The organism is Shigella sp. FC1661, from assembly GCF_001712525.1.
Taxonomy (GTDB): Bacteria; Pseudomonadota; Gammaproteobacteria; order Enterobacterales; family Enterobacteriaceae; genus Escherichia; species Escherichia coli.
Map to the genome: position 1 here is coordinate 1 of NZ_MDGW01000399.1, position 24519 is coordinate 24519.

21 protein-coding genes, 4 tRNA genes and 3 pseudogenes are annotated in these 24519 nt (G+C 52.2%); 24 read left to right on the forward strand and 4 right to left on the reverse strand.

Translation table 11 applies throughout. From position 1 onward, the window contains the following. The coding region (locus tag BFF42_RS18885; protein ID WP_024167457.1) for an integrase core domain-containing protein at window positions 1–254 on the forward strand (254 nt) is incomplete at its 5' end. Between the two features lie 10 nt (window positions 255–264). Here the strand turns inward: BFF42_RS18885 and BFF42_RS27915 are convergent. Then, window positions 265–408 (reverse strand): annotated as a pseudogene (locus tag BFF42_RS27915) (type II toxin-antitoxin system PemK/MazF family toxin); the annotation flags it as partial. Between the two features lie 216 nt (window positions 409–624). On the opposite strand from BFF42_RS27915, the gene rep reads away from it, so the two are divergent. After that, a complete protein-coding gene (gene rep / locus BFF42_RS18890) occupies window positions 625–2646 on the forward strand; it encodes a DNA helicase Rep (RefSeq protein ID WP_039060426.1) in 2022 nt (673 codons plus the stop codon). A gap of 46 nt (window positions 2647–2692) precedes the next feature. Here rep and gppA read toward each other — a convergent pair whose 3' ends face one another. Both gppA and rhlB read right to left on the reverse strand, forming a co-directional pair. Then, window positions 2693–4177, reverse strand: coding sequence for a guanosine-5'-triphosphate,3'-diphosphate diphosphatase (gene gppA / locus BFF42_RS18895; protein ID WP_039059661.1), 1485 nt, complete (start codon window positions 4175–4177; stop codon window positions 2693–2695). Window positions 4178–4310: 133 nt separating this feature from the next. Continuing rightward, window positions 4311–5576: an ATP-dependent RNA helicase RhlB gene (gene rhlB / locus BFF42_RS18900; RefSeq protein WP_000047518.1), complete on the reverse strand. Its 1266-nt coding sequence runs from the start codon at window positions 5574–5576 to the stop codon at window positions 4311–4313. A 130-nt stretch (window positions 5577–5706) separates the two neighbouring features. Here rhlB and trxA point away from each other — a divergent pair, with 130 nt between their 5' ends. The 21 genes and pseudogenes from trxA to BFF42_RS19005 all read left to right on the forward strand — a co-directional run bounded on the left by trxA (window position 5707) and on the right by BFF42_RS19005 (window position 24136). Next, the gene (trxA, locus tag BFF42_RS18905) at window positions 5707–6036 is read left to right on the forward strand and encodes a thioredoxin TrxA (RefSeq protein WP_001280776.1); all 330 of its coding nucleotides are present in this window, start codon (window positions 5707–5709) and stop codon (window positions 6034–6036) included. A 140-nt stretch (window positions 6037–6176) separates the two neighbouring features. Beyond that, complete coding sequence (gene rhoL, locus BFF42_RS18910) at window positions 6177–6278, forward strand: rho operon leader peptide RhoL (protein ID WP_001295255.1); 102 nt, start codon at window positions 6177–6179, stop codon at window positions 6276–6278. Window positions 6279–6362: 84 nt separating this feature from the next. Next, window positions 6363–7622: a transcription termination factor Rho gene (gene rho, locus BFF42_RS18915; protein WP_001054527.1), complete on the forward strand. Its 1260-nt coding sequence runs from the start codon at window positions 6363–6365 to the stop codon at window positions 7620–7622. Between the two features lie 238 nt (window positions 7623–7860). Next, window positions 7861–8964, forward strand: coding sequence for a UDP-N-acetylglucosamine--undecaprenyl-phosphate N-acetylglucosaminephosphotransferase (gene wecA / locus BFF42_RS18920; protein WP_001050960.1), 1104 nt, complete (start codon window positions 7861–7863; stop codon window positions 8962–8964). A gap of 11 nt (window positions 8965–8975) precedes the next feature. Further along, window positions 8976–10022, forward strand: coding sequence for an ECA polysaccharide chain length modulation protein (gene wzzE, locus BFF42_RS18925; protein WP_001295256.1), 1047 nt, complete (start codon window positions 8976–8978; stop codon window positions 10020–10022). 55 nt (window positions 10023–10077) lie between these two features. Then, entirely contained in the window at window positions 10078–11208 is a 1131-nt protein-coding gene (gene wecB / locus BFF42_RS18930; protein ID WP_000866664.1) for a non-hydrolyzing UDP-N-acetylglucosamine 2-epimerase, read from the forward strand. Further along, a complete protein-coding gene (gene wecC, locus BFF42_RS18935; protein WP_000006639.1) occupies window positions 11205–12467 on the forward strand; it encodes a UDP-N-acetyl-D-mannosamine dehydrogenase in 1263 nt (420 codons plus the stop codon). The genes wecB and wecC overlap by 4 nt, the downstream gene beginning before the upstream one ends. After that, window positions 12467–13486: a dTDP-glucose 4,6-dehydratase gene (gene rffG / locus BFF42_RS18940; protein WP_001226583.1), complete on the forward strand. Its 1020-nt coding sequence runs from the start codon at window positions 12467–12469 to the stop codon at window positions 13484–13486. The genes wecC and rffG overlap by 1 nt, the downstream gene beginning before the upstream one ends. 66 nt (window positions 13487–13552) lie before the next feature. Beyond that, window positions 13553–14434 (forward strand): glucose-1-phosphate thymidylyltransferase RfbA, encoded by an 882-nt coding sequence (gene rfbA / locus BFF42_RS18945; RefSeq protein WP_000676056.1) that lies wholly within the window; start codon window positions 13553–13555, stop codon window positions 14432–14434. After that, window positions 14412–15086: a dTDP-4-amino-4,6-dideoxy-D-galactose acyltransferase gene (rffC, locus tag BFF42_RS18950; protein WP_146759059.1), complete on the forward strand. Its 675-nt coding sequence runs from the start codon at window positions 14412–14414 to the stop codon at window positions 15084–15086. Before rfbA ends, rffC begins: the two co-directional genes overlap by 23 nt. A gap of 4 nt (window positions 15087–15090) precedes the next feature. Further along, on the forward strand, window positions 15091–16221 hold the full coding sequence (rffA, locus tag BFF42_RS18955) for a dTDP-4-amino-4,6-dideoxygalactose transaminase (RefSeq protein ID WP_000612042.1): 1131 nt from the start codon (window positions 15091–15093) through the stop codon (window positions 16219–16221). Between the two features lies 1 nt (window position 16222). Next, window positions 16223–17472 (forward strand): annotated as a pseudogene (wzxE, locus tag BFF42_RS18960) (lipid III flippase WzxE). Next, window positions 17469–18548 (forward strand): TDP-N-acetylfucosamine:lipid II N-acetylfucosaminyltransferase, encoded by a 1080-nt coding sequence (rffT, locus tag BFF42_RS18965; RefSeq protein WP_000217241.1) that lies wholly within the window; start codon window positions 17469–17471, stop codon window positions 18546–18548. The pseudogene wzxE and the gene rffT overlap by 4 nt, the downstream one beginning before the upstream one ends. Further along, window positions 18545–19897 carry an ECA oligosaccharide polymerase gene (gene wzyE / locus BFF42_RS18970; protein WP_000055128.1) on the forward strand — a complete coding sequence of 451 codons (1353 nt, stop codon included), beginning with the start codon at window positions 18545–18547 and terminating at the stop codon, window positions 19895–19897. Before rffT ends, wzyE begins: the two co-directional genes overlap by 4 nt. 2 nt (window positions 19898–19899) lie before the next feature. Beyond that, window positions 19900–20640 (forward strand): lipopolysaccharide N-acetylmannosaminouronosyltransferase, encoded by a 741-nt coding sequence (gene wecG, locus BFF42_RS18975; RefSeq protein ID WP_039059660.1) that lies wholly within the window; start codon window positions 19900–19902, stop codon window positions 20638–20640. 190 nt (window positions 20641–20830) lie between these two features. Further along, window positions 20831–22216, forward strand: coding sequence for a bifunctional threonine/serine APC transporter ThrP (thrP, locus tag BFF42_RS18980; protein WP_000774742.1), 1386 nt, complete (start codon window positions 20831–20833; stop codon window positions 22214–22216). A 101-nt stretch (window positions 22217–22317) separates the two neighbouring features. Continuing rightward, window positions 22318–22394: transfer RNA gene (locus BFF42_RS18985), tRNA-Arg, on the forward strand. Window positions 22395–22452: 58 nt separating this feature from the next. Next, window positions 22453–22528, forward strand: a tRNA-His gene (locus BFF42_RS18990). Window positions 22529–22548: 20 nt separating this feature from the next. Next, window positions 22549–22635 (forward strand) — tRNA-Leu (locus BFF42_RS18995). Between the two features lie 42 nt (window positions 22636–22677). Beyond that, window positions 22678–22754: transfer RNA gene (locus BFF42_RS19000), tRNA-Pro, on the forward strand. A 146-nt stretch (window positions 22755–22900) separates the two neighbouring features. Next, window positions 22901–24136 (forward strand): anaerobic sulfatase maturase, encoded by a 1236-nt coding sequence (locus BFF42_RS19005; RefSeq protein ID WP_039059659.1) that lies wholly within the window; start codon window positions 22901–22903, stop codon window positions 24134–24136. Between the two features lie 107 nt (window positions 24137–24243). On the opposite strand, the pseudogene BFF42_RS27030 reads toward BFF42_RS19005, so the two are convergent. After that, window positions 24244–24381: pseudogene (locus tag BFF42_RS27030) on the reverse strand (arylsulfatase); the annotation flags it as partial. Between the two features lie 87 nt (window positions 24382–24468). Here BFF42_RS27030 and BFF42_RS28420 point away from each other — a divergent pair. Beyond that, a partial coding sequence (locus tag BFF42_RS28420) for an IS1 family transposase (protein WP_165888145.1) occupies window positions 24469–24519 on the forward strand: 51 nt, incomplete at its 3' end.

Sequence of the window (24519 nt, forward strand, 5' to 3'; positions counted from 1 at the left end):
AACCGAAGAACACGGCGGTGCGGAGTCCGGAGAGTAACGGAATAGCAGAGAGCTTCGTGAAAACGATAAAGCGTGACTACATCAGTATCATGCCCAAACCAGACGGGTTAACGGCAGCAAAGAACCTTGCAGAGGCGTTCGAGCATTATAACGAATGGCATCCGCATAGTGCGCTGGGTTATCGCTCGCCACGGGAATATCTGCGGCAGCGGGCTTGTAATGGGTTAAGTGATAACAGATGTCTGGAAATATAGGGGCAAATCCAACAACTAACCTGTTTTTTATCATTTCAGGAGGAATGCGGCCATCGTAATACGTGGTGCTGAACTGTCCATTCTGGCTAACAGGATAGTTACCAAAGTTGCATTCCAGTATTTCACCAACCTTAGGACTGAAATTAATCGCCACGAGTACACCTCTCCTTAGTAAACTCTGAAAAAGTAATAACACAACGTTACGACCCGATATTTTCTAAGTCTAATGGATTCACGATGAACTCCGGTTTCGGTCTTCCCTCTCTGATTTAAACATCCGCAGCCAACCGGTTAGCGGCTTACACGCGGTCACATTCAAATGCGATTCTGCTACAATCCTCCCCCCGTTCGAAGATTGAGCAATACACCTATGCGTCTAAACCCCGGCCAACAACAAGCTGTCGAATTCGTTACCGGCCCCTGCCTGGTGCTGGCGGGCGCGGGTTCCGGTAAAACTCGTGTGATCACCAATAAAATCGCCCATCTGATCCGCGGTTGCGGTTATCAGGCGCGACATATCGCGGCGGTGACCTTTACCAATAAGGCGGCGCGCGAGATGAAAGAGCGTGTCGGACAGACGCTGGGTCGCAAAGAGGCGCGTGGGCTGATGATCTCAACCTTCCACACGCTGGGGCTGGATATCATCAAGCGTGAGTATGCGGCGCTGGGGATGAAGGCGAACTTTTCGCTGTTTGACGATATCGATCAGCTGGCGTTGCTCAAAGAGTTGACCGAAGGGCTGATTGAAGATGACAAAGTTCTCCTGCAACAGTTGATTTCGACTATCTCTAACTGGAAGAACGATCTCAAAACACCGTCCCAGGCGGCAGCCAGTGCGATTGGCGAGCGGGACCGTATTTTTGCCCATTGTTATGGGCTGTATGATGCACACCTGAAAGCGTGCAATGTTCTCGACTTCGATGATCTGATTTTATTGCCGACGTTGCTGCTGCAACGCAATGAAGAAGTCCGCGAGCGCTGGCAGAACAAAATTCGCTATCTGCTGGTGGATGAGTATCAGGACACCAACACCAGCCAGTATGAACTGGTGAAACTGCTGGTGGGCAGCCGCGCGCGCTTTACCGTGGTGGGCGATGACGACCAGTCGATCTACTCCTGGCGCGGCGCACGTCCACAAAACCTGGTGCTGCTGAGTCAGGATTTTCCGGCGCTGAAGGTGATTAAGCTTGAGCAGAACTACCGCTCTTCCGGACGTATTTTGAAAGCGGCGAACATCCTGATCGCCAATAACCCGCACGTCTTTGAGAAGCGTCTGTTCTCCGAACTGGGTTACGGCACAGAGCTTAAAGTTTTAAGCGCGAATAACGAAGAACATGAAGCCGAGCGCGTCACTGGTGAACTGATTGCGCATCACTTCGTCAATAAAACGCAGTACAAATATTACGCTATTCTTTATCGCGGTAACCATCAGTCGCGAGTGTTTGAAAAATTCCTGATGCAAAACCGCATCCCGTACAAAATTTCTGGTGGTACGTCGTTTTTCTCTCGTCCTGAAATCAAGGACTTGCTGGCTTATCTGCGCGTGCTGACTAACCCGGACGATGACAGCGCATTTCTGCGTATCGTTAACACGCCGAAGAGAGAGATTGGCCCGGCGACGCTGAAAAAGCTGGGTGAGTGGGCGATGACGCGCAATAAAAGCATGTTTACCGCCAGCTTTGATATGGGCCTGAGTCAGACGCTTAGCGGACGTGGTTATGAAGCATTGACCCGCTTTACTCACTGGTTGGCAGAAATCCAGCGTCTGGCGGAGCGGGAGCCGATTGCCGCGGTGCGCGATCTGATCCACGGCATGGATTATGAATCCTGGCTGTACGAAACATCGCCCAGCCCGAAAGCCGCCGAAATGCGCATGAAGAACGTCAACCAACTGTTTAGCTGGATGACGGAGATGCTGGAAGGCAGCGAACTGGATGAGCCGATGACGCTCACCCAGGTGGTGACGCGCTTTACTTTGCGCGACATGATGGAGCGTGGTGAGAGTGAAGAAGAGCTGGATCAGGTGCAACTGATGACTCTGCACGCGTCAAAAGGGCTGGAGTTTCCTTATGTCTACATGGTCGGTATGGAAGAAGGGTTTTTGCCGCACCAGAGTAGCATCGATGAAGATAATATCGATGAGGAGCGGCGGCTGGCCTATGTCGGCATTACCCGCGCCCAGAAGGAATTGACCTTTACGCTGTGTAAAGAACGCCGTCAGTACGGCGAGCTGGTGCGCCCGGAGCCGAGCCGCTTTTTGCTGGAGCTGCCGCAGGATGATCTGATTTGGGAACAGGAGCGCAAAGTGGTCAGCGCCGAAGAACGGATGCAGAAAGGGCAAAGCCATCTGGCGAATCTGAAAGCGATGATGGCGGCAAAACGAGGGAAATAATCAAGGCCGGAAAAGATGCGTCAGCATCGCATCCGGCACTTACTCATTAATGCACTTCCAGCGGCCAGTGGACATAGCTCTGCCACTGGCTTTCCTGAGCAATAATCTCTTTACCCAGCGGATGTTGGGTTAGCCAACCTTGCGGAAGCGTCAAGGTCAACAGTTCATGGTTAGCCTGTAATGTCATCTCTGGCACGAGATCGTCACGGCGACGGCTGGCAAAAATGATGGCCAGGCGGAGTAAACGGCAGAGTTGTTCTGCGACGCGCGGCGGTACGGCATTTTGCTGATGCAGCGATGAGAGATCGACCGGATTAGTCTGGTTGAGCAGTAGCGTCGCCAGCAATTTTTTCTGTGCGGGGGTAAAACCGGGAAGATCCAGATTACGCACCAGATAAGCAGCGTGTTGCGGCGCTTGTTTAAAGTCAACGCTCAGGCCGATTTCATGAAGCTGACAGGCGCTGATGAGCAAATCGCGGCTTATTGCTTCAAGATGCCATTCCTTTTCCACCTGATCGAAGAAGTTAGCCGCAACTTTGGCTACGCGCTGCGCCTGATCAATATCGATCATAAAGCGGCGCTGAATATTACGCAGCGTACGGCTGCGAATATCCTGCTCGACGGCCAGATGCAACATGCCGTAGACCAGGCCTTCACGCAGCGCACCGCCCGCCAGGGTCATACACTGAATATTCAGTTCGGTAAAAATGGCGATCAGGATCGCCAGACCACTCGGGAACACTAACGCACGTTCCAGCGTCAGCCCGTCAATCTCCAGTTCCTCCAGCCGACCGCAATGAATGGCTCGCTGTTTCAATTGCTGCAACTTTTCCAGGGTAATGCGTTCATCCATCCCCTGTGCCATCATGATTTCCTGTAACGCCTGCACGGTGCCGGAAGCACCAACGCACACTTTCCAGCCGTGATACCGTAATTCATCGGCAACCGGACGTAACACTTCGCGTGCCGCTTTTTCTGCAGCATCAAAATTTTCCTGCCCCAGATTACGATCGGCAAAATAGCGTTCCAGCCAGGTGACGCAGCCCATCGACAGGCTGAACAACGAGGTGGTTTGTGCACCCGTGCCGGTTACCAGTTCAGTACTGGCACCGCCTATATCCACCACCAGGCGCTGATCGGCACCGCCAGTTGTGTGAGCAACGCCCTGATAAATCAGACGTGCTTCCTCTTCACCGCTGATCACCTGTACCGGACAACCGAGGATTTCCTGCGCTTTGGCAATAAAATCACCCGCATTGACGGCAAGACGTAATGTCGCCGTAGCGACAACGCGAATTTGCGAGGGAGGGATATCTTGCAGACGTTCAGCAAACAGGCGCAGACATTGCCAACCGCGCTCCATTGCTTCATTAGACAGGGCATTTTCGCTATTCAGGCCAGCAGCCAGACGCACTTTGCGTTTTATTCGCGTCAGCGTCTGGATGCTTCCAGCCACCTCGCGCATAACCAGCATATGAAAACTATTCGAACCGAGATCAATGGCTGCATACAGCGACGAGGTGGAACCCATACTCTTCATCCTTCAATCTGTCTCTGTGTTGGCTGCATTCTTTCACCTGAATCACTTACTACAGTATGCTCATCGGGATTCATTCTCTTGCCATCTTGATACAGTTTGAATGATTTTGAGTATGACATTTTATTTAACCTGAACGACGACGATTACGCGGAGCGCCAGTACGACGCGGACCATTGCCTGTACGTGGGCGCGTGAGGCGCAGCGGTTTTGGCAGATCGGTCATCAATGCGTCCGGATTGTATTTGCTTACCGGAATTGAGTGACCAATATAGGTCTCAATAGCAGGCAAATTCAATGCATACTCTTCACACGCCAGGCTGATAGAGTGACCGCTTGCGCCTGCGCGACCTGTACGACCAATACGGTGAACGTAATCTTCACAGTCATCGGGTAAATCGTAGTTAAAGACGTGCGTCACTGCCGGAATATGCAAACCACGCGCGGCAACGTCGGTGGCAACCAGAATATCCAGATCGCCACGGGTAAATTCATCAAGAATACGCAGACGTTTTTTCTGCGCGACATCGCCTGTCAACAAACCGACACGATGACCATCTGCCGCCAGGTGGCCCCAGATCTCTTCACAACGGTGTTTGGTATTGGCGAAAATAATCGCTCTGTCTGGCCACTCTTCTTCGATCAGCGTTTGCAGCAAACGCATTTTTTCTTCGTTAGAAGGGTAGAAAAGCTCTTCTTTAATACGGTGGCCCGTTTTCTGTTCCGGTTCCACTTCAATATATTCGGCATTGTTCATCTGCTCGAACGCCAGTTCACGTACCCGGTACGAAAGCGTGGCGGAGAACAGCATGTTGAGGCGCTGGTTTGCAGGCGGCATACGGCGGAACAGCCAGCGGATATCTTTAATAAAGCCCAGATCGTACATGCGATCGGCTTCGTCCAGTACCACCACCTGAATGGCACCGAGGTTAATGTGGTTCTGCTTGGCGTAGTCAATTAAACGCCCCGTAGTGCCAATCAGAATGTCAACGCCGCTTTCCAGCACTTTCAGCTGTTTGTCGTAGCCATCACCACCGTAAGCCAGACCCAGCTTCAGGCCGGTAGCTTCCGCCAGCGGTTCTGCGTCGGCATGGATCTGCACGGCAAGTTCACGCGTCGGTGCCATAATTAAGGCACGTGGTTGATTCACCTTGCGATCGGCAATCGCAGGATGAGAGAGAAGATAATGAAACGTTGACGTAAGAAACGCCATCGTTTTCCCGGTACCGGTTTGCGCCTGCCCGGCTACGTCACGACCCGCCAGCGTCAGCGGAAGGGCCAGTGCCTGAATGGGCGTACAGTTATGAAACCCTTTTTTTTCAAGGACTTCTACAACTTTCGGATGCAGGGCGAAGTCGGAAAACTTCTGTTCTGTTAAATGTGTTTTGCTCATAGTGTGGTAGAATATCAGCTTACTATTGCTTTACGAAAGCGTATCCGGTGAAATAAAGTCAACCTTTAGTTGGTTAATGTTACACCAACAACGAAACCAACACGCCAGGCTTATTCCTGTGGAGTTATATATGAGCGATAAAATTATTCACCTGACTGACGACAGTTTTGACACGGATGTACTCAAAGCGGACGGGGCGATCCTCGTCGATTTCTGGGCAGAGTGGTGCGGTCCGTGCAAAATGATCGCCCCGATTCTGGATGAAATCGCTGACGAATATCAGGGCAAACTGACCGTTGCAAAACTGAACATCGATCAAAACCCTGGCACTGCGCCGAAATATGGCATCCGTGGTATCCCGACTCTGCTGCTGTTCAAAAACGGTGAAGTGGCGGCAACCAAAGTGGGTGCACTGTCTAAAGGTCAGTTGAAAGAGTTCCTCGACGCTAACCTGGCGTAAGGGAATTTCATGTTCGGGTGCCCCGTCGCTAAAAACTGGACGCCCGGCGTGAGTCATGCTAACTTAGTGTTGACTTCGTATTAAACATACCTTATTAAGTTTGAATCTTGTAATTTCCAACGCTTCCCGTTTTATCTTAAATGCGAAGTGAACAGATTTCTGGCTCGTCACTCAATCCGTCTTGTCGTTTCAGTTCTGCGTACTCTCCTGTGACCAGGCAGCGAAAAGACATGAGTCGATGACCGTAAACAGGCATGGATGATCCTGCCATACCATTCACAACATTAAGTTCGAGATTTACCCCAAGTTTAAGAACTCACACCACTATGAATCTTACCGAATTAAAGAATACGCCGGTTTCTGAGCTGATCACTCTCGGCGAAAATATGGGGCTGGAAAACCTGGCTCGTATGCGTAAGCAGGACATTATTTTTGCCATCCTGAAGCAGCACGCAAAGAGTGGCGAAGATATCTTTGGTGATGGCGTACTGGAGATATTGCAGGATGGATTTGGTTTCCTCCGTTCCGCAGACAGCTCCTACCTCGCCGGTCCTGATGACATCTACGTTTCCCCTAGCCAAATCCGCCGTTTCAACCTCCGCACTGGTGATACCATCTCTGGTAAGATTCGCCCGCCGAAAGAAGGTGAACGCTATTTTGCGCTGCTGAAAGTTAACGAAGTTAACTTCGACAAACCTGAAAACGCCCGCAACAAAATCCTCTTTGAGAACTTAACCCCGCTGCACGCAAACTCTCGTCTGCGTATGGAACGTGGTAACGGTTCTACGGAAGATTTAACCGCTCGCGTACTGGATCTGGCATCACCTATCGGTCGTGGTCAGCGTGGTCTGATTGTGGCACCGCCGAAAGCCGGTAAAACTATGCTGCTGCAGAACATTGCTCAGAGCATTGCTTACAACCACCCGGATTGTGTGCTGATGGTTCTGCTGATCGACGAACGTCCGGAAGAAGTAACCGAGATGCAGCGTCTGGTAAAAGGTGAAGTTGTTGCTTCTACCTTTGACGAACCCGCATCTCGCCACGTTCAGGTTGCGGAAATGGTGATCGAGAAGGCCAAACGCCTGGTTGAGCACAAGAAAGACGTTATCATTCTGCTCGACTCCATCACTCGTCTGGCGCGCGCTTACAACACTGTTGTTCCGGCGTCAGGTAAAGTGTTGACCGGTGGTGTGGACGCCAATGCCCTTCATCGTCCGAAACGCTTCTTCGGTGCGGCGCGTAACGTGGAAGAGGGCGGCAGCCTGACCATTATCGCGACGGCGCTTATCGATACCGGTTCTAAAATGGACGAAGTTATTTACGAAGAGTTTAAAGGTACAGGCAACATGGAACTGCACCTCTCTCGTAAGATCGCTGAAAAACGCGTCTTCCCGGCTATCGACTACAACCGTTCCGGTACCCGTAAAGAAGAGCTGCTCACGACTCAGGAAGAACTGCAGAAAATGTGGATCCTGCGCAAAATCATTCACCCGATGGGCGAAATCGATGCAATGGAATTCCTCATTAATAAACTGGCCATGACCAAGACCAATGACGATTTCTTCGAAATGATGAAACGCTCATAAATTTGTCTTATGCCAAAAACGCCACGTGTTTACGTGCGTTTTGCTTTTATATCTGTAATCTTAATGCCGCGCTGGCGATGTTAGGAAAATTCCTGGAATTTGCTGGCATGTTATGCAATTTGCATATCAAATGGTTAATTTTTGCACAGGGCTGGTGGGTTCGGAACGGACTTTCCCTTCTGAATAAAGGTCTTCGTGGTTATACTTCTGCTAATAATTTTCTCTGAGAGCATGCATTGTGAATTTACTGACAGTGAGTACTGATCTCATCAGTATTTTTTTATTCACGACACTGTTTCTGTTTTTTGCCCGTAAGGTGGCAAAAAAAGTCGGTTTAGTGGATAAACCAAACTTCCGCAAACGTCACCAGGGATTGATACCTCTCGTTGGGGGGATTTCGGTTTACGCAGGGATTTGCTTCACGTTCGGAATTGTCGATTACTATATTCCGCATGCATCTCTCTATCTCGCTTGTGCCGGTGTGCTTGTTTTCATTGGCGCGCTGGATGACCGTTTTGATATCAGCGTAAAAATCCGTGCCACCATACAGGCCGCTGTTGGCATTGTTATGATGGTGTTCGGCAAACTTTATCTCAGTAGCCTGGGTTATATCTTTGGCTCCTGGGAGATGGTGCTCGGACCGTTTGGTTACTTCCTGACGCTATTTGCCGTCTGGGCGGCCATTAATGCGTTCAACATGGTTGATGGCATTGATGGCTTGCTGGGCGGGTTGTCCTGCGTCTCGTTTGCAGCAATCGGTATGATTTTGTGGTTCGACGGGCAAACCAGCCTCGCAATCTGGTGCTTTGCGATGATCGCCGCCATCCTGCCATACATCATGCTTAACCTTGGTATCCTGGGTCGCCGCTACAAAGTCTTTATGGGTGATGCGGGCAGTACGCTGATTGGTTTTACCGTTATCTGGATCCTGCTCGAAACGACCCAGGGCAAAACCCATCCCATCAGCCCGGTTACCGCTTTGTGGATAATCGCCATTCCGCTAATGGATATGGTGGCGATTATGTACCGTCGCCTGCGTAAAGGCATGAGCCCATTCTCTCCTGACCGTCAGCATATTCACCATTTGATCATGCGTGCCGGGTTTACTTCCCGTCAGGCGTTTGTGCTGATTACCCTTGCCGCAGCACTGCTCGCTTCCATTGGCGTGCTGGCAGAATATTCTCATTTTGTCCCGGAGTGGGTCATGCTGGTGCTCTTTTTGCTAGCATTCTTCCTCTATGGATATTGCATTAAGCGTGCCTGGAAAGTTGCTCGCTTTATTAAGCGCGTAAAACGCAGACTGCGTAGAAATCGTGGTGGCAGCCCCAATTTAACCAAATAAATGAGGATGTGATGACACAACCAATGCCTGGGAAACCGGCCGAAGACGCTGAAAATGAACTGGATATTCGTGGGTTGTTTCGTACCTTGTGGGCTGGGAAGCTATGGATTATTGGCATGGGGCTGGCGTTTGCGTTAATCGCGCTGGCGTATACTTTTTTTGCTCGTCAGGAGTGGAGCTCGACGGCGATTACCGATCGTCCAACGGTGAATATGCTGGGGGGATATTACTCGCAGCAGCAATTTTTGCGTAACCTGGATGTCCGTTCAAACATGGCTTCTGCCGATCAACCATCGGTCATGGACGAAGCCTATAAAGAGTTTGTTATGCAACTGGCCTCGTGGGATACCCGCAGAGAGTTCTGGCTGCAAACCGACTATTACAAACAGCGGATGGTGGGCAACAGCAAAGCCGATGCGGCGTTGCTGGATGAAATGATTAACAACATCCAGTTTATCCCCGGAGACTTTACCCGCGCGGTCAATGACAGCGTGAAGCTTATTGCCGAAACCGCGCCTGACGCTAATAACCTGTTACGTCAGTATGTTGCTTTTGCCAGCCAGCGTGCAGCCAGCCATCTGAATGATGAGCTGAAAGGCGCATGGGCGGCACGCACCATCCAGATGAAAGCTCAGGTGAAGCGTCAGGAAGAGGTGGCGAAAGCCATCTACGACCGCCGGATGAACAGCATTGAGCAGGCGCTGAAAATTGCTGAGCAGCATAATATTTCGCGCAGTGCGACAGATGTGCCTGCCGAGGAATTACCTGATTCAGAAATGTTCCTGCTTGGGCGTCCAATGCTCCAGGCTCGACTGGAAAATTTACAGGCCGTCGGTCCGGCCTTTGATCTCGACTATGATCAGAATCGGGCCATGTTAAACACCCTGAATGTTGGTCCAACCCTGGATCCGCGTTTTCAGACCTATCGCTATTTGCGTACGCCGGAAGAACCGGTAAAACGCGATAGCCCACGTCGTGCCTTCCTGATGATTATGTGGGGCATTGTCGGGGGGCTGATCGGGGCTGGTGTCGCATTAACCCGCCGTTGCTCGAAATAGCAACACTGCTGCGGCGAGCGCAAAGGCGCTCGCCGCTTATTCGAAGAGAATCGATGTGAAAGTACTGACTGTATTTGGTACGCGCCCGGAAGCCATCAAGATGGCTCCGTTGGTGCATGCGTTGGCAAAAGCTCCTTTTTTTGAGGCTAAAGTTTGCGTCACTGCGCAGCATCGGGAGATGCTCGATCAGGTGCTGAAACTCTTTTCCATTGTACCTGACTACGATCTCAACATAATGCAGCCAGGACAGGGCCTGACAGAGATAACCTGTCGGATTCTGGAAGGGCTAAAACCTATTCTTGCCGAGTTCAAACCAGACGTCGTGCTGGTTCACGGCGACACAACAACGACGCTGGCAACCAGCCTGGCGGCGTTTTATCAGCGTATTCCTGTTGGTCACGTTGAGGCTGGTTTACGCACGGGCGATCTCTATTCGCCGTGGCCGGAAGAGGCTAACCGTACATTGACCGGGCATCTGGCGATGTATCACTTCTCTCCAACCGAAACTTCCCGGCAAAACTTGCTGCGTGAAAACGTTGCGGATAGCCGAATCTTCATTACTGGTAATACAGTCATTGATGCACTGTTATGGGTGCGTGATCAGGTGATGAGCAGCGACACGCTGCGTTCAGAACTGGCGGCAAATTACCCGTTTATCGACCCCGATAAAAAGATGATTCTGGTGACCGGTCACAGGCGTGAGAGTTTCGGTCGTGGTTTTGAAGAAATCTGCCACGCGTTGGCAGACATTGCCACCACGCACCAGGACATCCAGATTGTCTATCCGGTGCATCTCAACCCGAACGTCAGAGAGCCGGTCAATCGCATTCTGGGGCATGTGAAAAATGTCATTCTGATCGATCCCCAGGAGTATTTACCGTTTGTCTGGTTGATGAACCACGCCTGGCTGATTTTGACCGACTCAGGCGGCATTCAGGAAGAAGCGCCTTCGCTGGGGAAACCGGTGCTGGTGATGCGCGATACCACTGAGCGTCCGGAAGCGGTGACGGCGGGTACGGTGCGTCTGGTAGGCACGGATAAGCAGCGAATTGTCGAGGAAGTGACGCGTCTTTTAAAAGACGAAAACGAATATCAAACTATGAGCCGCGCCCATAACCCGTATGGTGATGGTCAGGCATGCTCTCGCATTCTGGAAGCGTTAAAAAATAATCGGATATCACTATGAGTTTTGCGACCATTTCTGTTATCGGACTGGGTTACATCGGGCTGCCTACAGCAGCAGCGTTTGCCTCACGGCAAAAACAGGTGATTGGTGTCGATATCAACCAATACGCGGTTGATACCATCAATCGTGGCGAAATCCATATCGTCGAGCCTGATTTGGCGAGCGTAGTAAAAACTGCCGTAGAAGGCGGTTTTTTACGAGCGAGCACGACGCCAGTTGAAGCGGATGCCTGGCTGATTGCTGTACCCACGCCGTTTAAAGGCGATCATGAGCCAGATATGACCTACGTTGAATCGGCTGCTCGCTCCATTGCGCCAGTGCTGAAAAAAGGCGCGCTGGTGATCCTTGAATCCACCTCGCCGGTGGGGTCAACCGAGAAGATGGCAGAATGGTTAGCAGAGATGCGTCCGGATCTCACTTTCCCACAGCAGGTGGGCGAGCAGGCGGACGTCAACATTGCTTACTGCCCGGAACGCGTGTTACCGGGCCAGGTTATGGTCGAGCTGATTAAAAACGATCGCGTGATTGGTGGTATGACGCCGGTTTGTTCGACCCGCGCCAGCGAACTGTACAAAATTTTCCTCGAAGGTGAGTGTGTCGTCACTAACTCGCGGACGGCGGAAATGTGTAAGCTCACCGAAAACAGCTTCCGCGATGTGAATATCGCTTTTGCTAATGAATTGTCGCTGATTTGTGCCGATCAGGGGATTAACGTCTGGGAACTGATTCGCCTGGCGAATCGTCACCCTCGCGTTAATATTCTTCAGCCTGGCCCTGGCGTGGGCGGTCACTGCATTGCTGTTGATCCGTGGTTTATCGTGGCACAGAACCCCCAGCAGGCGCGGCTTATCCGTACCGCGCGCGAAGTGAACGATCACAAACCGTTCTGGGTTATCGATCAGGTGAAAGCGGCGGTGGCTGATTGCCTGGCGGCTACCGATAAACGCGCCAGTGAACTGAAAATCGCCTGCTTTGGTCTGGCGTTTAAACCGAATATTGATGACCTGCGCGAAAGCCCGGCGATGGAAATCGCTGAACTGATTGCCCAGTGGCATAGCGGCGAAACTCTGGTTGTTGAGCCTAACATCCACCAGTTGCCGAAAAAACTGACCGGGCTTTGTACTCTGGCGCAGCTTGACGAGGCGCTGGCAACGGCAGACGTGCTGGTGATGCTGGTCGATCATAGTCAGTTTAAAGTTATCAATGGCGACAATGTCCATCAGCAGTATGTCGTCGATGCCAAAGGAGTCTGGCGCTGATGAGAAAAATTCTGATAACAGGTGGTGCCGGGTTTATTGGCTCGGCGCTGGTGCGTTATATCATCAACGAAACGAGCGACGCGGTGGTAGTGGTCGATAAGCTGACCTACGCCGGAAACCTGATGTCGCTGGCACCGGTCGCGCAAAGCGATCGCTTTGCCTTTGAGAAAGTTGATATCTGCGATCGGGCAGAACTGGCACGCGTATTCACTGAGCATCAGCCAGACTGTGTCATGCATCTGGCAGCCGAAAGCCATGTTGACCGTTCTATTGACGGCCCGGCAGCGTTTATTGAAACCAACATTGTCGGGACTTATACATTGCTTGAAGCGGCGCGGGCTTACTGGAATACGCTGACGGAAGATAAAAAATCAGCGTTCCGTTTTCATCATATCTCCACCGACGAAGTATATGGTGACCTGCACTCGACGGATGATTTCTTCACCGAAACCACGCCGTATGCGCCGAGCAGCCCTTATTCCGCGTCAAAAGCCAGCAGCGACCATCTGGTGCGCGCCTGGCTGCGGACCTACGGTCTGCCGACGCTTATCACCAACTGCTCGAATAACTACGGTCCTTACCACTTTCCGGAAAAACTGATCCCGCTGATGATCCTCAACGCGCTGGCGGGTAAACCGCTGCCGGTATATGGCAACGGGCAGCAAATCCGTGACTGGCTGTATGTGGAAGATCACGCCCGCGCGCTGTATTGCGTGGCGACCACCGGGAAAGTCGGTGAAACCTATAATATTGGTGGTCACAACGAGCGTAAGAATCTCGATGTTGTGGAAACCATTTGCGAGCTGCTGGAAGAACTGGCTCCGAACAAGCCGCACGGCGTGGTGCACTATCGTGACTTGATCACCTTTGTCGCTGACCGTCCGGGGCATGATCTGCGTTATGCCATTGATGCTTCGAAAATTGCCCGTGAACTTGGCTGGCTGCCACAGGAAACCTTTGAAAGTGGAATGCGTAAAACGGTGCAGTGGTATCTGGCTAATGAAAGCTGGTGGAAGTAGGTGCAGGACGGCAGCTATCAGGGCGAGCGTTTAGGTCTGAAAGGCTAATTTTCAGCGGAGGCAAACATGAAAGGTATTATCCTGGCGGGCGGTTCCGGCACCCGATTGCATCCGATTACGCGCGGCGTATCGAAGCAACTGTTGCCGATTTACGATAAGCCAATGATTTACTATCCGCTGTCGGTGCTGATGTTGGCCGGTATCCGCGAAATTCTCATCATCACTACGCCGGAAGATAAAGGTTATTTCCAGCGCCTGCTGGGCGATGGTAGTGAGTTCGGTATCCAGCTGGAATACGCCGAACAGCCCAGCCCGGACGGTCTGGCGCAGGCCTTTATCATCGGTGAAACCTTCCTCAACGGTGAACCTTCTTGTCTGGTGCTGGGCGATAACATCTTCTTCGGTCAGGGCTTCAGTCCGAAGCTGCGTCATGTTGCGGCGCGCACGGAAGGGGCGACGGTATTTGGCTATCAGGTGATGGACCCGGAACGCTTTGGCGTGGTGGAGTTTGACGACAATTTCCGCGCTATCTCGCTGGAAGAAAAGCCAAAACAGCCGAAGTCAAACTGGGCGGTGACCGGGCTTTATTTCTACGACAGTAAAGTCGTGGAGTACGCAAAGCAGGTGAAGCCGTCGGAGCGTGGTGAACTGGAGATTACCTCCATCAACCAGATGTACCTCGAGGCGGGCAACCTGACCGTTGAACTGCTCGGGCGCGGATTTGCCTGGCTGGACACTGGCACTCACGACAGCCTGATTGAAGCCAGTACCTTTGTGCAGACAGTAGAAAAACGCCAGGGCTTTAAGATTGCCTGCCTGGAAGAGATCGCCTGGCGTAACGGCTGGCTCGATGACGAGGGTGTGAAGCGTGCTGCCAGTTCATTAGCGAAAACTGGCTATGGCCAATATCTGCTGGAGTTACTTCGTGCCCGTCCGCGCCAGTATTGAGCCACTAACCTGGGAAAACGCCTTCTTTGGTGTTAACAGCGCCATCGTGCGCATTAAGTCTGAAGCACCGCTCCTGACGCCAGACGCGTTAGCGCCGTGGTCACGGGTGCAGGCCAAAATTGTGGCATCAAATACGGGTGAACTGGATGCCCTGCAACAGCTGGGATTCTCCCTGGTAGAAGGTGAAGTTGATTTGGCGCTACCCGTGAACAATGTCAGTGATAGCGGTGCTGTCGTGGCACAAGAGACCGATATTCCCGCATTACGTCAGTTAGCTAGCGCCGCATTTGCGCAAAGCCGTTTTCGTGCGCCGTGGTATGCGCCTGACGCCAGCGGTCGCTTTTATGCACAGTGGATTGAAAATGCCGTGCGCGGCACCTTTGATCATCAATGTCTGATTCTACGTGCGGCGTCCGGCGATATTCGCGGCTATGTCTCTTTACGGGAACTCAATGCGACAGATGCGCGAATTGGCCTGCTGGCTGGACGCGGTGCAGGTGCTGAGCTGATGCAAACGGCGCTAAACTGGGCGTATGCTCGCGGTAAAACAACTTTGCGGGTGGCGACCCAAATGGGCAACACCGCCGCGCTTAAACGATACATACAAAGTGGTGCGAATGTAGAAAGCACCGCGTACTGGTTATACAGGTGATCACATGATTCCATTTAACGCACCGCCGGTGGTGGGAACCGAACTCGACTATATGCAGTCGGCAATGGGTAGCGGCAAACTGTGTGGCGATGGCGGTTTTACCCGTCGCTGCCAGCAGTGGCTGGAGCAACGTTTTGGCAGCGCCAAAGTGTTACTGACGCCGTCCTGCACCGCTTCGCTGGAGATGGCGGCGCTGCTGCTCGATATCCAGCCTGGCGATGAAGTGATCATGCCGAGCTACACCTTTGTCTCCACCGCCAATGCCTTTGTGCTGCGTGGCGCGAAAATCGTCTTTGTGGATGTTCGCCCGGACACCATGAACATCGACGAAACGTTGATTGAAGCAGCGATCACCGACAAAACGCGCGTTATCGTGCCGGTCCATTACGCGGGTGTGGCCTGCGAAATGGACACCATTATGGCGTTGGCGAAAAAGCATAATTTGTTTGTGGTGGAAGATGCCGCTCAGGGCGTGATGTCCACTTACAAAGGGCGTGCACTGGGAACCATTGGTCATATTGGCTGCTTTAGCTTCCATGAAACCAAAAACTACACGGCGGGTGGTGAAGGCGGCGCGACGCTGATTAACGATAAAGCGTTAATCGAACGAGCCGAGATCATCCGTGAAAAGGGCACTAACCGCAGCCAGTTCTTCCGTGGTCAGGTCGATAAATATACCTGGCGCGATATTGGCTCCAGCTATTTGATGTCCGATCTGCAAGCTGCATACCTGTGGGCGCAACTGGAAGCAGCGGATCGTATCAACCAGCAACGTCTGGCGCTGTGGCAAAACTACTACGATGCGTTAGCGCCTCTGGCGAAAGCCGGGCGTATCGAGCTGCCGTCGATTCCCGATGGCTGCGTGCAGAACGCGCATATGTTCTACATTAAACTGCGGGATATTGATGACCGGAGCGCGTTGATTAACTTTCTGAAAGAAGCGGAAATCATGGCGGTGTTTCATTACATTCCGCTGCACGGTTGCCCTGCGGGGGAACACTTTGGTGAGTTCCACGGTGAAGATCGCTGCACCACCAAAGAGAGCGAGCGCCTGCTGCGCCTGCCGCTGTTCTACAACCTGTCGCCCGTCAATCAGCGTACGGTAATTGCGACTTTGTTGAACTACTTCTCCTGATATGTCGTTGGCAAAAGCGTCCTTGTGGACGGCGGCCAGTACACTGGTCAAGATTGGTGCCGGGTTACTGGTCGGTAAGTTGCTGGCGGTGTCATTTGGTCCGGCGGGGCTTGGGCTGGCGGCAAATTTCCGCCAGTTGATTACCGTGCTCGGCGTGCTTGCCGGGGCTGGCATCTTTAACGGTGTAACCAAATACGTTGCCCAGTACCATGATAATCCGCAACAGCTGCGCCGCGTGGTCGGCACTTCATCAGCGATGGTACTTGGTTTCTCTACGCTGATGGCGCTGGTTTTTGTGCTGGCAGCTGCGCCAATCAGCCAGGGATTGTTTGGTAATACCGACTATCAGGGGCTGGTGCGTTTAGTGGCGCTGGTGCAAATGGGGATCGCCTGGGGCAACCTGTTACTGGCGCTGATGAAAGGCTTTCGCGATGCCGCAGGTAATGCGTTATCGCTGATTGTCGGCAGCTTGATTGGCGTTCTCGCGTACTACGTCAGTTACCGTTTGGGCGGTTATGAAGGGGCGTTGCTGGGTCTGGCGCTGATTCCCGCGCTGGTGGTAATTCCTGCCGCCATCATGTTGATCAAACGTGGTGTCATCCCGTTAAGCTATCTGAAACCAGCTGGGATAACGGTCTGGCAGGGCAGTTGAGCAAATTTACGCTCATGGCGTTGATTACGTCGGTGACCTTGCCTGTTGCTTACATCATGATGCGTAAACTGCTGGCGGCGCAGTATAGCTGGGATGAAGTGGGGATCTGGCAAGGGGTGAGCAGTATTTCCGATGCCTACCTGCAATTCATTACGGCATCGTTCAGCGTATATTTGCTGCCCACGTTGTCGCGGCTAACGGAAAAGCGCGATATCACCCGGGAAGTGGTTAAATCGCTAAAATTCGTCTTACCGGCAGTGGCGGCGGCGAGTTTTACCGTCTGGTTGCTGCGTGATTTTGCTATCTGGTTGCTGTTGTCGAATAAATTTACCGCTATGCGCGATCTCTTTGCCTGGCAGTTAGTGGGTGATGTGTTAAAAGTGGGCGCTTATGTCTTTGGTTATCTGGTGATCGCCAAAGCGTCACTGCGGTTTTATATTCTGGCGGAAGTCAGCCAGTTCACTTTATTGATGGTATTTGCCCACTGGCTAATCCCTGCGCATGGTGCACTGGGCGCGGCGCAGGCATATATGGCAACTTATATCGTCTATTTTTCTCTTTGTTGTGGCGTGTTTTTACTCTGGCGTAGGCGGGCATGACTGTACTGATTCACGTACTGGGATCGGATATCCCTCACCATAACCGAACCGTTTTGCGGTTTTTCAATGACGCGCTGGCCGCGACGAGCGAGCACGCGCGCGAGTTTATGGTTGTTGGCAAGGACGACGGCTTAAGTGATAGCTGTCCGGCGCTTTCTGTGCAATTTTTCCCTGGGAAAAAATCGCTGGCGGAAGCGGTCATCGCGAAAGCAAAAGCTAACCGTCAGCAGCGATTTTTTTTCCACGGTCAGTTCAATCCCACACTGTGGCTGGCTCTGCTGAGTGGTGGCATTAAGCCCAGCCAGTTTTTCTGGCATATCTGGGGGGCAGACCTGTATGAGCTTTCCAGTGGCTTGAGATATAAGCTTTTTTACCCGCTACGTCGCCTGGCGCAAAAGCGAGTCGGCTGTGTATTTGCCACCCGCGGTGATTTGAGCTTTTTTGCCAAAACGCATCCAAAGGTGCGGGGCGAACTGCTGTACTTCCCGACGCGGATGGACCCTTCTCTCAATACGATGGCGAACGATCGGCAACGTGAAGGGAAAATGACCATTCTGGTGGGGAACTCCGGTGACCGCAGCAATGACCATATTGCTGCCTTGCGCGCCGTTCATCAGCAATTTGGCGATACGGTAAAAGTGGTGGTGCCGATGGGATATCCGCCTAATAACGAAGCGTACATTGAGGAAGTTCGTCAGGCGGGGCTGGAGTTATTCAGCGAAGAAAATCTGCAAATTTTGAGCGAAAAACTGGAATTTGACGCCTATCTGGCGCTACTTCGTCAGTGCGATCTTGGTTACTTTATTTTTGCCCGCCAGCAGGGCATTGGTACGCTTTGCTTACTGATTCAGGCGGGCATTCCTTGTGTGCTTAACCGGGAAAATCCGTTCTGGCAGGATATGACGGAACAGCATTTGCCGGTGCTGTTTACTACCGACGATCTCAACGAGGATATTGTGCGTGAAGCGCAGCGCCAGTTGGCGTCGGTGGATAAAAACACCATTGCCTTCTTTAGCCCTAACTATCTACAAGGCTGGCAGCGGGCGTTGGCGATTGCCGCCGGGGAGGTCGCATGAGTCTGCTGCAATTCAGTGGCCTGTTTGTGGTCTGGCTGCTCTGCACGCTGTTTATTGCCACGCTGACTTGGTTTGAGTTTCGCCGTGTGCGCTTTAACTTCAATGTCTTCTTTTCATTGCTGTTTTTGCTCACCTTTTTCTTCGGCTTCCCGCTGACCAGCGTGCTGGTATTTCGCTTTGATGTTGGTGTCGCGCCGCCAGAAATCTTGTTGCAGGCGTTGCTTTCTGCGGGCTGCTTCTACGCGGTTTACTATGTCACCTACAAAACCCGCCTACGCAAACGCGTTGCTGATGTACCGCGCCGTCCGCTGTTTACCATGAACCGCGTGGAGACCAATCTTACGTGGGTGATCCTGATGGGCATCGCGCTGGTAAGCGTCGGCATCTTCTTCATGCACAACGGCTTTTTGCTGTTCCGGCTTAACTCCTACAGTCAGATCTTCTCCAGTGAAGTCTCCGGCGTGGCGTTAAAACGCTTCTTTTACTTTTTCATCCCGGCGATGCTGGTGGTCTACTTTCTGCGCCAGGATAGCAAAGCGTGGCTGTTTTTCCTCGTCAGCACGGTCGCCTTTGGCTTGCTGACTTATATGATTGTCGGCGGCACTCGCGCCAATATCATCATCGCATTCGCTATCTTCCTGTTTATTGGCATTATTCGCGGCTGGATTTCGTTGTGGATGCTGGCGGCGGCGGGCGTGCTGGGGATTGTGGGCATGTTCTGGCTGGCGCTAAAACGCTATGGAATGAATGTGAGCGGCGATGAAGCGTTCTATACGTTTCTCTATCTCACTCGCGACACCTTCTCGCCGTGGGAGAATCTGGCGTTGCTGTTGCAGAACTACGACAACATCGACTTCCAGGGCCTGGCTCCAATTGTCCGCGATTTCTATGTCTTTATCCCTTCCTGGCTGTGGCCGGGTCGCCCGAGTATGGTGCTGAACTCAGCCAACTACTTTACCAGGGAAGTGCTGAATAACCACTCCGGACTGGCGATCTCGCCTACGCTTATAGGCTCACTGGTGGTGATGGGCGGCGCGTTGTTCATCCCGCTCGGGGCGATCGTGGTTGGTCTGATCATCAAATGGTTCGACTGGCTGTATGAGCTGGGCAACCGCGAGCCTAATCGCTATAAGGCTGCGATATTGCACAGTTTCTGCTTTGGGGCGATCTTCAATATGATCGTGCTGGCACGTGAAGGGCTGGATTCGTTTGTCTCACGCGTAGTCTTTTTTATCGTGGTCTTCGGCGCATGTCTGATGATCGCAAAACTGTTGTACTGGCTTTTTGAAAGCGCCGGACTCATTCATAAACGTACAAAATCATCGCTCCGGACGCAGGTTGAAGGATAACAATGAATAACAACACCACGGCACCGACCTATACGCTGCGTGGCTTACAGTTGATTGGTTGGCGTGATATGCAGCACGCCCTCGATTATCTGTTTGCTGACGGGCAGCTTAAGCAGGGAACACTGGTTGCCATTAATGCTGAAAAAATGCTGACCATTGAAGATAACGCCGAGGTTAGGGAGTTAATTAACGCTGCCGAATTTAAATATGCGGATGGCATCAGCGTTGTACGTTCAGTACGTAAAAAGTACCCGCAGGCGCAGGTTTCCCGCGTTGCCGGTGCCGATCTCTGGGAAGAGCTGATGGCGCGCGCAGGCAAAGAAGGGACGCCGGTATTTCTTGTGGGCGGTAAACCTGAAGTGCTGGCGCAAACTGAAGCTAAACTGCGCAACCAGTGGAATGTGAATATCGTTGGCAGTCAGGATGGTTATTTTAAACCCGAGCAGCGTCAGGCGCTGTTTGAACGCATTCATGCCAGCGGAGCGCAAATCGTCACCGTTGCGATGGGATCGCCAAAGCAGGAGATCTTCATGCGCGACTGCCGTCTGGTGCATCCAGATGCGCTGTATATGGGCGTTGGCGGGACTTACGATGTTTTCACCGGTCACGTAAAACGCGCACCGAAAATCTGGCAAACGCTGGGAATGGAGTGGCTCTACCGCCTGCTTTCGCAGCCGAGCCGCATTAAGCGTCAGCTTCGTTTGCTGCGTTATTTACGCTGGCACTACACCGGCAACCTCTGATTTTCCTCTCTTTGTAAAGCGACGGAGTGGTCACTCCGTCGCCTGTCTGCTTTTTTATTACACAAAGCATTCAAATTTTTAATGCTTTATTTGCCATTTCTCCTGAATTACGAAAACATTCGCAACACTCGATGTACCCATAACGATAACCGGTAACACCGGAAAGCATGCAAACACAACACGAGGATTTATGGCAGATAACAAACCAGAGCTACAGCGTGGGCTGGAAGCTCGACATATCGAACTCATCGCCCTGGGGGGCACCATTGGCGTCGGCCTGTTTATGGGGGCCGCCAGTACCTTGAAATGGGCCGGGCCATCCGTATTGTTGGCCTATATCATCGCCGGGCTATTCGTCTTTTTCATCATGCGTTCAATGGGCGAAATGTTGTTCCTCGAACCGGTTACCGGTTCGTTCGCCGTTTATGCGCATCGTTATATGAGCCCGTTCTTTGGTTATCTCACCGCCTGGTCTTATTGGTTTATGTGGATGGCGGTGGGGATCTCAGAAATCACCGCCATTGGCGTTTATGTCCAGTTCTGGTTCCCGGAGATGGCGCAGTGGATACCCGCATTGATCGCAGTGGCGCTGGTGGCGTTGGCGAATCTGGCGGCGGTGCGGTTGTACGGCGAAATCGAGTTCTGGTTCGCGATGATCAAAGTCACCACGATTATCGTGATGATTGTCATTGGCCTGGGCGTGATTTTCTTTGGCTTTGGCAATGGCGGGCAGTCGATTGGTTTTAGCAATCTCACAGAGCATGGCGGTTTCTTTGCGGGTGGCTGGAAAGGGTTCCTGACCGCGCTGTGTATTGTGGTGGCGTCCTACCAGGGCGTGGAGCTGATTGGCATTACTGCCGGTGAAGCGAAGAATCCGCAGGTGACGTTGCGCAGTGCCGTAGGCAAAGTGCTGTGGCGGATCCTGATTTTCTACGTAGGCGCGATTTTCGTTATCGTCACCATCTTCCCGTGGAATGAAAGTGGCAGCAACGGCAGCCCGTTCGTACTGACTTTTGCCAAAATCGGTATTACCGCAGCGGCGGGCATTATCAACTTTGTGGTGCTGACGGCTGCGCTCTCTGGCTGTAACAGCGGCATGTACAGTTGCGGACGTATGCTCTACGCACTGGCGAAAAACCGTCAGTTACCGGCGGCGATGGCGAAAGTTTCCCGTCACGGCGTACCAGTTGCGGGTGTGGCAGTATCTATTGCTATTCTGCTAATTGGCTCATGCCTGAACTACATCATTCCCAATCCGCAGCGTGTGTTTGTCTACGTCTACAGTGCCAGCGTGCTTCCGGGGATGGTGCCATGGTTTGTGATATTGATAAGCCAGCTGCGTTTTCGGCGTGCACATAAAGCGGCGATTGCCAGCCATCCGTTCCGCTCAATCCTGTTCCCGTGGGCCAACTACGTAACAATGGCATTCCTGATTTGCGTTTTGATCGGCATGTACTTTAATGAAGATACGCGTATGTCGCTGTTTGTTGGCATCATCTTTATGCTGGCGGTGACGGCGATTTATAAAGTTTTTGGCCTTAATCGCCACGGGAAAGCGCATAAACTGGAGGAATAAGCAGCAAAACGCACAAACCGTAACCAAACGCGCAATTTATTTAAAAAGGGACTAGACAGAGGGGGGGAAGTCCGTATTATCCACCCCCGCAACGGCGCTAAGCGCCCGTAGCTCAGCTGGATAGAGCGCTGCCCTCCGGAGGCAGAGGTCTCAGGTTCGAATCCTGTCGGGCGCGCCATTTAGTCCCGGCGCTTGAGCTGCGGTGGTAGTAATACCGCGTAACAAGATTTGTAGTGGTGGCTATAGCTCAGTTGGTAGAGCCCTGGATTGTGATTCCAGTTGTCGTGGGTTCGAATCCCATTAGCCACCCCATTATTAGAAGTTGTGACAATGCGAAGGTGGCGGAATTGGTAGACGCGCTAGCTTCAGGTGTTAGTGTCCTTACGGACGTGGGGGTTCAAGTCCCCCCCCTCGCACCACGACTTTAAAGAATTGAACTAAAAATTCAAAAAGCAGTATTTCGGCGAGTAGCGCAGCTTGGTAGCGCAACTGGTTTGGGACCAGTGGGTCGGAGGTTCGAATCCTCTCTCGCCGACCAATTTTGAACCCCGCTTCGGCGGGGTTTTTTGTTTTCTGTGCATTTCGTCACCCTCCCTTCGCAATAAACGCCCGTAATAACTCATTGCCCCACGGTATGATTTCGCCCTTAACGTATTGAAGGATGACTTCAGGCAAGGAGTGACCATGCTGCAACAGGTTCCAACGCGTGCTTTTCATGTGATGGCGAAACCGAGTGGTTCCGATTGTAATCTGAACTGTGACTACTGTTTTTATCTCGAAAAACAATCCCTTTACCGCGAAAAGCCAGTCACGCATATGGACGATGACACGCTGGAAGCGTATGTCCGTCACTATATCGCTGCCAGCGAACCGCAAAACGAAGTGGCTTTTACCTGGCAGGGCGGCGAACCAACGTTACTCGGGCTGGATTTTTACCGCTGTGCCGTAAAGTTACAGGCGAAATACGGTGCTGGCAGGAAGATAAGTAACAGCTTCCAGACTAACGGCGTGCTGCTCGATGATAAATGGTGTGCATTTCTGGCAGAAAATCATTTTCTTGTTGGGTTATCGCTGGACGGTCCGGCTGAGATCCACAATCAATATCGCGTGACCAAAGGTGGCAGACCAACGCATAAGCTGGTGATGCGTGCCCTGACGCTGCTGCAAAAACATCATGTCGACTATAACGTGCTGGTCTGCGTCAACCGCACCAGCGCGCAGCAACCGTTGCAGGTTTATGATTTTTTGTGCGATGCGGGAGTCGAATTCATCCAGTTTATTCCGGTGGTCGAGCGCCTGGCTGATGAAACAGCTGCCAGCGATGGACTGAAACTACATGCGCCTGGTGATATTCAGGGGGAACTGACGGAATGGTCTGTGCACCCCGATGAATTTGGTGAATTTCTGGTGGCGATTTTTGACCACTGGATCAAACGCGACGTCGGCAAGATTTTCGTGATGAATATCGAATGGGCGTTTGCCAATTTTGTCGGTGCGCCGGGTGCGGTTTGCCATCATCAGCCAACCTGTGGGCGCTCGGTGATTGTTGAGCACAACGGCGACGTTTACGCCTGCGATCACTATGTTTATCCGCAATATCGGCTGGGGAATATGCATCAGCAAACAATTGCAGAAATGATCGATTCCCCGCAACAGCAGGTGTTTGGTGAAGATAAATTTAAGCAATTACCGGCGCAGTGTCGCAGTTGTAACGTGTTAAAAGCGTGCTGGGGAGGCTGCCCGAAACACCGCTTCATGCTCGATGCCAGCGGCAAACCGGGGCTGAATTATTTGTGTGCCGGGTATCAGCGTTATTTCCGCCATCTACCGCCATATCTTAAAGCAATGGCTGATTTGCTGGCGCACGGTCGCCCGGCCAGTGACATTATGCAGGCACATTTGCTGGTGGTGAATAAGTAAAATAGCGGCCATTTTGTGGCCGCCTGCGGTTGATTGCCGGATGCGGCGTAAACGCCTTATCCGGCCTACATGATCGTGCAAATTCAATAAATTGCAGCGTTCTGTGGATACTGGTTTGGGTGATCGTATCCGGCAAAGCCTTTGCGTGCGGTGGCAGTTGACGGGGTATCTGCTGCGCTGGCCATGAGAGGAAGAGCGGCGGCGACAGCAACAACAAGAAGTTTGGGTGAAAACGAAAACTCCATGCAAAATGCTCCGGTTTCATGTCATCAAAATGGGTGATGCTGCCAACTTACTGATTTAGTGTATGATGGTGTTTTTGAGGTGCTCCAGTGGCTTCTGTTTCTATCAGCTGTCCCTCCTGTTCAGCTACTGACGGGGTG